This is a genomic window from Acidimicrobiales bacterium, from assembly GCA_036273495.1.
In the GTDB taxonomy this organism is placed as follows: Bacteria; Actinomycetota; Acidimicrobiia; order Acidimicrobiales; family JAJPHE01; genus DASSEU01.
Window position 1 is genome coordinate 1 of record DASUHN010000079.1, and the last position, 6,136, is coordinate 6,136.

The window sequence follows — 6,136 nt, forward strand, 5'->3', positions numbered from 1 at the left end:
AGGTGAACGGGTAGAAGCGCGACATCTGCAGGCCGTCACGAACCAGACCCTTCCCGGACCAGGGCTCGATGGCCGGCGGGGGAACGGCCATCGTCGGCGTGACCAGCACATCGAGGGTCTCGAAGAGTCGGGCGGCCAGGCCCGTGATCCGCCGCTGCTCCCGCCGGGCCCAACCGACCAGGCTGTCGGGTACGACGCCCGCCACCCGCAGCGCCGCCTGGGTGGACGGCTCCAGGCCGCTGCGCTGTTCGACGGGGCCCGCCTGGGACTCGAGGAGGCGCAGGCCGAGGATCGAGAAGGGCACGCCCCAGTTGCCGGGTCGCACCGTCACCGGGCTCACGTGGTGGCCCAGGGCGGTGAGGGTCTCGGTCAGCTCGTCCACCCGGCAGCGGACGTCCGCGGCGACGTGGGCGGGCAGGCCCAGCCGCGAGGTGACGCCGATACGCAGCCGGGCAGGTGGCTGGGCCACCGCGGATGCCAGGCGCTGATCGCCACGGATCACGTCATAGAGCGCGGCCGTGTCCTCGACCGTCCTGGCCAGGACACCGTGCACGGTCAGGTCGGGGGCGTGGCCTCCCAGCTTCAGGCCGAACAGGTTGCAGCAGGCGGCCGGTATCCGGATCGAGCCACCCCCGTCGCCTCCAGTGGCGAAGGAAACGAGACCGCCAGCGACGGCGGCGGCGCTTCCCCCGCTCGACCCGCCGGGCGTGCGGGACAGGTCCCAGGGATTCCGGGTGGGGCCCCACGCCACCGAGGCGGTGAAGGCGTGGGTTCCGAGCTCGGGCAGCGTCGTCTTGCCGATGGGGATGGCGCCCGCAGCCCGCAGGATCTGGACCATTTCCGAATCGGCGCTGGCCGCGTGGCCGTTCATGCCCGTGCCATGCGACGTCGGCAGGCCGGCTACGTCCAGGTCGTCCTTTACCGCGAAGGGGATGCCGAGCAACGGCCGCCGGTCTCCGGCAGCGATGGCCCGCTGGGCGCTCGCCGCCTCGGCGAGGGCGTCGTCGCCCCGCACTGCAGTGAAGGCGTTCAGATAGGGGTTGAGGCGGGCAATCCGCTCCAGACAGAGCGAGACCAACTCTGTCACCGACATCGCTCCGTCGGCGAGCATCCGCCGTTGGGCCAGGACGCCGCCAAACGCCGTGTCGACAGGGTCCGGGGGTCCGCTCAAGAGGTGGCGAGATCGGCGATGAGGTCGAGGGCGCTCACGGCGAGCTTGTCGAGATCGCCGACGGTTCCCGGGTCGGCGACGAACCCGAACGTGATGCGGTCGTCCCAGCGCATCGACGCAACCGTGAGACCGACCTCCGGGACGAGCGGGATGACCGGATAGGCGGCGACGACCGGTGCGCCGCACAGTGAGCGCGGCCGCCGCACCCCGGGCACGTTCGACACGATGAGGTTGAACCAGGCGCCCTGGTAGGAGAAACGGGCGAACAGGCCGTGCAATCGCGGCGGCGCCCACGACCCGAGGGCGTGCATGACGAACTGGGAGCCGAGGCGCTGGTTGGAGCGCTTGGCGGCGGTGGTCGCCTCGACCACCTTCCGGAGGCGCTGAGATGGTGGCATGGCCTCGGCGGGCAGGTCGACGGTGAGCGTTGCCGTCCAGTTGCCCGGGTCACGGGAGCGCCGGCTCCGGGTGGAGACGGGCACGACCGTGCGGAGCGTGGCCGGAGGCTCGAGCCCTTCGGTCGTCAGCCAGTCGTGGATGGCTCCCACGACGGCTGCCAGGATCACGTCGTTGTCGGTGGCACCGTGGTGACGCCGGGCGGCTCGCATCACGGCGACGGGTACGTCGGTCAGCACGATCCGGCGGCGGCTGCCGATGGCCCGGTTGATCGGTGTCGGCGCTGCCCTTCCCGCCCGGGCCAGCTCCCACACACCGCCGACCGTGCGCAGCACGGAGCGGACGGCAGAGACCGGGTCGGCGGTGACGCTCCGTGCGCCGGCCAGTAGATCGCGACCGGGAGCGGCGAGTTGATGGGCGAGAGTTGAGACGAAGATGCGTCGCCCGCTCGGCTGAGAGCTCGATGGCGTCCCGGTCCCGGCGTCTGGGTGTGCCGGGGTCCCGTCGAGAAGCCCGTCCACCAAGGCCAGGACTCCGATGCCATCGGCAAGGGCGTGGTGCACCTTCAACACGATGGCCTGGCGACGATCCGACAACCCATCCAGGAGCCAGAGCTGCCAGAGCGGATCGGCCCGGTCGAGCGGATCCGCGAGGATGGCCTCGAGGGCCTCCTCGAGCTGGCGCTGACCGCCGGGCTCGGCCACGGTGCGCTCGAGGACGTGCCGGTCGACATCGAGATCCGGGACGTCCACCCACGCCGGCCGGGCGAACGAGCCCCACGGATGGGCAAGGCGCTGACGAAGCCTCGGGACGGTGCCAGCGTCGATCGCGCCGGCGATGCGTGCGGCCAGCTCGGCCCGGGTAACGGAGCCGTCGTTGCCCGAGGAGTCGACGATCGCGACGCCACCTACATGTTGGGGCGCCCCCGGAGCTTCGGCATTGAGGAAGAAGGCGTCGTTGGGGCGGACGGTCTCGACCCGCTTCCCAGCCATCCCGACCATGATCGCCTACCTGCGATCCCCCGGACAAGTGAGGTCTCCGGCGCCAACGCAACGCCCCGGAGGCCGCCTACGCAGATCGAAGGCTGATGGCGTGCCGGCCCTTGGCGCCCGACTCGGATTCGAAATGGACCCGTTGGCCCTCGGTCAGCTCGGGGTTGCCGCTGTCCTTCACGGCGCTGTGGTGGACGAAGACGTCCTTGCCCCCATCGTCGGGGATGATGAACCCGTAGCCCTTGGCCGAGTTGAACCACCGCACGGCTCCGGCGGTCGCGGTCCCGTTGTTCCGCGGGCCCCGGATCACAGGTGCGGAAGCTCGGCGCGAAGGGCGCGGTGCCTTCGCCGCCGGCGCACGCGGTGTCGGCTGGTGACGGGTGGGCGTGGCGACGCTCCCGACGCCGACCAGGGCTGCGGTGCGGGCGTCACCCGGGCCGACCGGCCCGGTACGGGCATGGACCTTGGCCTTGGTCAACAGCGCGGTTACGTCGCGGGTCTGATCGGTCGTGGCGACCGTAACCACCGCTCCGGCGGCGCCGGCCCGGGCGGTACGTCCCGACCGGTGGAGGTACGCCTTGTGGTCGGCGGGTGGGTCCACGTGCACGACGAGGGCCACGTCCTCCACATGGATGCCGCGAGCTGCGATGTCGGTCGCGACCAGGACGCGGACGGTGCCGGCGGCGAATGCCGCCAGGTTGCGCTCCCGGGCCCGCTGGGTGAGGTCGGCGTGCAGGTCCAGCGCCGGGATGCCGGCAGCGGTCAGATGGCGGGCCAGCTTGCGGGCGGCGTGCTTGGTCCGGGTGAACAGCAGGCTGCGGCTCGACCCGGACGCCAGCTCGGCGACCACGGCGGCCTTGTCGGCTGTCCGGACGGTGAAGAGATGATGGTCCAGGTGGGCGGGGGAGCTCTCCGGGGGGTCGATCGAGTGGGTGACCGGCGCCCGGAGGTAGCGGGAGGCCAGGACGTTGACGGCGCCGTCCAGGGTGGCCGAGAAGAACAGGCGCTGTCCCTTGCCCGGTGTCTGGTCCAGGAGCCGGCGCACCGCGGGCAGGAATCCCAGGTCGGCGAGGTGGTCGGCCTCGTCGAGCACGGTGATCCGCACCCCGTCGAGGCGGCAGTGGCCCCGGGCCACCAGATCCTCGAGGCGACCCGGGGTCGCCACCACGATGTCGGCGCCCTGGCGCAGCGCCTTGACCTGGGGCGAGGTTGCCACCCCGCCGTGGACCACCGCGCACCGGAGGCCGAGCGCCCGGGCCAGGGCGCCGATCGTGGCCGAGACCTGGCACGCCAGCTCGCGGGTCGGAACGAGCACCAAGCCGGCCGGCCGACCCGGGGTGGCGCCACGTTCCTGCGCCGCCAGAGCCGTGACCACCGGGATGGCGAAGGCAATCGTCTTCCCGCTGCCGGTCTGGGCCCGGCCGAGGACGTCGCGCCCGGCGAGGGCGTCAGGGACCGTCGCCAGCTGGATCGGGAACGGGGACGCCGCCCCTAAGGCGGCCAAGGCCGTCACCATCGGGGCCGGCACTCCGAGGTCCGCAAAGCCGCCGGTGGGGCTCAGGGGGGTGGGCCGGCCGTCGGGGCGGGCGCGTCGGCCGGGATGAGAGTAGGTGGGCAATACAGTTCCTTTCGAGACAAGCGAGGCCGTGGATGCTGCGGCCACACGCTCGTCGAGCAGGAACCAAGGGGTACAGATGTACACCCGCACTTCAGGCCGTACCCGCCGACTGTTGGCGGGTACGGCCCCTACCTTATCCGATGCCGGGGTCGGGACCGGACCTGCCGCCCAAACAGGGCCATCGAGGACAGGAGGGGCGTGGGGATCCCGCCCAGTCGGACTAGTCGATGGGTAGGCGGCTCAACAGCTCGGCCTTGCGCTCCTCGTAGGTCTCGAGGGAGATCTCGGCGTTCTCGAACCGGCGGTGCAGGTCGGCGATGAGATCGATCAGCACCGGTGCCGACTCGGCGACGGGCTGGCCCGCGTCCTGGACGGCTTCTTCTTCGGTCTGCTCGGCAGCAGCTTGGCGCCGCTCGCGCTTGGCCCGAGCTTTGGCCTGCTTGTCCCGCTCGCGTTGCAGCTTCCCGAACGTGGCCCGCTGTTTGGTCACCGCCGCCTCCCGCCCGTGCCGGCTCGGCCTTCATCGCGAGAAGGGTGGCCGGCGGGGTTCAGAGCTATCAGCCTCAATCGAGGGCGGCGTCGAGACGGACGCCGATCTGGTCGGGGCCCTCACCGAGGGCCAGGCACAACTCCGACACCAGTACCCGCCTGGCCGTGTCCAGCATGCGCTTCTCACCCGCCGACAGAGGCTTGTCCCGATGTCGCTGCGAGAGGTTACGAACCACCTCGGCCAACTGGTAGACGTCGCCCGACTTGAGCATCTCCGAGTGGTTCTTGAACCTCCGGGACCAGTTCGACGGCATCCGAACGTCCCGGCGGCGCAACACGGCGAGGACGTCGTCCACCTCGACGTCGTCGATCACCTGACGCAGGCCGACCGCGGTCGCTTCCGCTGCCGGGACACGCAAGGTCAGATGGACGTCCTCGTACCGCAGGACGAGGTATTCGCGCTCAGCACCGAACACCTCGCGAGTCTCGACCCGTTCGACCAGAGTGGCTCCATGGTGCGGATAGACGACCTTGTCGCCAACGGCGAACGGCATACACGTCCTCTCGATGGGAACCAGAAGTATAGCCGATCCGGTCCTACCCCTCTATTGCTGGAGCCGGCGCGCCGGGCACGCGGACGGGCTCAGCGGTAGGCTCGGGTTGCTGAGGGAATGATGGAGAGCGACCACCCCGATGTAGATGGCCCCTGGAGGGTGCTCATCGCCGACGACGATGCCTCGTTCCGGCGGGTGGTCCGCGTCCTGTTGGAGGACGACCCCGACTTCGAGGTGGTGGGGGAGGCCGCCGATGGGGGAGAGGCGGTGCAACTGGCGGAGCAGCTGCAGCCCGACAGCGTGATCCTCGACTGGCGGATGCCGGTCATGGACGGGGATGCCGCCCTGGCCGAGATCAAGCGCCGGTGCCCCAACACCGACGTGATCGCCCTGTCCACCATGCCCTGGATCACCAGCGGCGGTCCGGCTCCGGACGCCGCCCTCGAGAAGGGCGGCGACATCTGGACCGAGATGCTGCCCCCTCTGGTCGCGACCCTCGGTTCCGACCGCCGGGCCCGGCAGCGAGCCCGGTCCGGGGACTGACCGGGCCGGTCCGCCCGATCGGACCGGATCAAACTGCTCTTCTCCACCTCCGCGCCCACGAACCTTACGACCGTCCCGAGCCCGTGAACCGAGCGTTGCCGTAAGTGAACACACCGCCGTCGGAGGCGGCGAGCCAGTAGCCGGCCCCGTCGGACGTCGGTGCGAGGCCGACGATCGGGAACTGCGACACACCGCGGGCGGCGCCGTGGAAGCCTGCCCTTCCGAAGCTGAACACCCCCCCGTCCGAGCCGACCAGCCAGTACCGCCGCCGCCGGGTCTGGCCGCCATGCCGACGACCGGCGCGCTCAGGTGCCGACCAGCCATGGAACCGTGGAAGGCGGCATCCCCGAAGCTGAACACCCCGCCGTCCGAG

Annotated in this window: 6 protein-coding genes and 1 pseudogene; 1 reads left to right on the plus strand and 6 read right to left on the minus strand. The window is 71.1% G+C overall.

From position 1 onward, the window contains the following. The 6 genes and pseudogenes from VFW24_03020 to VFW24_03045 all read right to left on the minus strand — a co-directional run. Positions 1-1,087 (minus strand): amidase family protein (locus VFW24_03020; GenBank protein HEX5265721.1); only part of this gene is annotated, 1,087 nt, incomplete at its 3' end. A gap of 80 nt (positions 1,088-1,167) precedes the next feature. Beyond that, positions 1,168-2,559: a wax ester/triacylglycerol synthase family O-acyltransferase gene (locus VFW24_03025; protein HEX5265722.1), complete on the minus strand. Its 1,392-nt coding sequence runs from the start codon at positions 2,557-2,559 to the stop codon at positions 1,168-1,170. Between the two features lie 76 nt (positions 2,560-2,635). Beyond that, the gene (locus VFW24_03030; GenBank protein ID HEX5265723.1) at positions 2,636-2,866 is read right to left on the minus strand and encodes a cold-shock protein; all 231 of its coding nucleotides are present in this window, start codon (positions 2,864-2,866) and stop codon (positions 2,636-2,638) included. Positions 2,867-3,109: 243 nt separating this feature from the next. Then, positions 3,110-4,075: pseudogene (locus VFW24_03035) on the minus strand (DEAD/DEAH box helicase). A 322-nt stretch (positions 4,076-4,397) separates the two neighbouring features. After that, positions 4,398-4,667, minus strand: a complete 270-nt coding sequence (locus VFW24_03040; GenBank protein HEX5265724.1) for a hypothetical protein — start codon at positions 4,665-4,667, stop codon at positions 4,398-4,400. 73 nt (positions 4,668-4,740) lie between these two features. Further along, on the minus strand, positions 4,741-5,220 hold the full coding sequence (locus VFW24_03045) for a CarD family transcriptional regulator (protein ID HEX5265725.1): 480 nt from the start codon (positions 5,218-5,220) through the stop codon (positions 4,741-4,743). A 159-nt stretch (positions 5,221-5,379) separates the two neighbouring features. Between VFW24_03045 and VFW24_03050 the strand changes: the two genes are divergently transcribed. Next, entirely contained in the window at positions 5,380-5,763 is a 384-nt protein-coding gene (locus VFW24_03050; protein ID HEX5265726.1) for a response regulator transcription factor, read from the plus strand. Positions 5,764-6,136: the final 373 nt, after the last annotated feature.

Excerpts from the sequence above, each read along its gene's own strand:
- VFW24_03025 (HEX5265722.1), bottom strand. The coding sequence starts at position 2,559 with ATGGCTGGGAAGCGGGTCGAGACCGTCCGCCCCAACGACGCCTTCTTC.
- VFW24_03045 (HEX5265725.1), bottom strand. The coding sequence starts at position 5,220 with ATGCCGTTCGCCGTTGGCGACAAGGTCGTCTATCCGCACCATGGAGCC.